2 protein-coding genes are annotated in these 1,733 nt (G+C 61.2%); both read left to right on the forward strand.

Going from position 1 to position 1,733, the window contains the following annotated elements:
• Positions 1 to 240 (forward strand): DUF3613 domain-containing protein (locus IMZ29_RS22340; RefSeq protein ID WP_216188470.1); only part of this gene is annotated, 240 nt, incomplete at its 5' end.
• Positions 241 to 343: 103 nt separating this feature from the next.
• Positions 344 to 1,696, forward strand: coding sequence for a pilus assembly protein TadG-related protein (locus IMZ29_RS22345; protein ID WP_216188471.1), 1,353 nt, complete (start codon positions 344 to 346; stop codon positions 1,694 to 1,696).
• The last annotated feature ends 37 nt before the right edge of the window (positions 1,697 to 1,733 follow it).

Here is a 1,733-nt window from a genome sequence, read left to right on the forward strand (position 1 = left end):
TCGGCCGCACCGGCCGCGTCACGTGCTGCAGCGCCCGCCACGGCCAGTGCTGCAGGCCCGTCGCGCGTGGGCAGCGGCGATACGGCACGTGCGCTCATGGCCTTGCAGGCGAGCGGCCGCGCTGCGGGGCCGGCGAGGCCGGTTCTGGGCCCCACAGCGACGGCAGCTTGGGATCGATACGTGGATAGCTTCACGCATCCCATCCCGGAGTGGTTCGAACGCAGCGTGGAGGAGGACTAATGGAGTCAGGGGCATTGTTCGGACGTCGCGGGTTCCACGGCAGTGGCTGGTCTTGGCTCAAATGCGGCTCGGTATGGCTGACAACACTAGGCCGAGCGCGGTAATGGCCGTGACGGCTCGCACGCGCCAAGAGCGCGGCTCAATCATTCTGCCAGCGGCCGTCGCTATGGTCGTGAGTCTGATACTGCTGGCGTCCGCAGATATCGGCTATCTGTTCTACATGAAGCGTGAACTTCAGAAGTCGGCCGATCTTGCCGCCGTCGCCGGCGCGCAGATGCTGGGAGGTGGGGGGGCTTCAGGTACTGCCGAGGGGCGCGGCAATGCGCACGGTGCGCCTAGTGTCAGTTGCGCCGCATTGGGTGAGTCGGCCGCGCAGGAGTCTGCGAGGCACATTGCTTTGGAGAACGTCAGCACGGCAATCGTAGAAACTGCCAGCGTGGAGATCGATGTTCGCTGCGGCGCATGGGACAACAGCATCAACGAACAGTCACCGGTCAGCGTTTTCGGTGATGGAGACCCGTCTCGACCATCGACATGGCGTTGGCGTACAGTTCGCGAAGATCAGAATCCCGAGGAGTCTGTTACTGCCGTCTGGGTGACAGTAAGCCACCCTGCAACCGGTCTCTTCAGCTTTCCATGGAGTTCTTCCGAGCCCGCGTCAGGCGAACGGCGAGTTAGCGCACATGCCGTCGCCGTCAAGGACGCTCCTTTCGCCAGCTTCAGTGTGGGATCACGGTTGCTGGATCTTGAACAAGGGGCGGTTAGCCAATTATTGCGAGTCGTCGGTGTTGATCCGGTGCAAGCTGGAATCTTGAACTACGATGGGCTCATTGCCGCCAGGCTGACTCCAGCAGGGTTACTCAACGCCCTGGGCGTACCAGTCCAGGCTGATCTTTCCATCGGGGAGTTCGATCGCCTGCTGGCATTGCGTGAGGTGTCGCTGGGTGAACTGTTAGATGCCACTGTCGTTGCAGCAGGTCATTCAGGACTCCTCAGCGCAAACGCTGCACTACTTCAGGCGATCCGAGCCAAGGTCCCAACCGTGACGCCGGGAACGCTGCTCCGGCTGGGCTCATCCGCCAACCACCGCGGTGTTTTCGCGAGAATCGAATCGCCCCCGTCTGTTTCGGCAGGCTCGGCATTATGGACTGAAGTCAGTGCCTTGAACGTGTTGACGGCAGCAATCGGAGTGGCCACGACGAAACACGGAGCAGAGTTACCAGCGAAATTAGGTATTCCGGACTTGCTGGATGGCGTCTTGCAGGTCCGGACAACCGTGATCGAGCCTCCCTCAGTAGCAATAGGCGCAGAAGGGACCGAGGCCTACAACGCACAGATTCGGCTTTCGACGCGATTGTGCGTTGGCTGTGGCGGACTGGTCGGCGATCTGTTGACACTGGTCCTTGGTACGAAAATTGGGCTTGCCCCGTTACTCCGGACAGATCAGATGGCATGATCATGCCTGGAGAGCGAAGCGATGGCACGAAGCAGAA

This window comes from Verticiella alkaliphila (assembly GCF_018904615.1).
Taxonomy (GTDB): Bacteria; Pseudomonadota; Gammaproteobacteria; order Burkholderiales; family Burkholderiaceae_B; genus Verticiella; species Verticiella alkaliphila.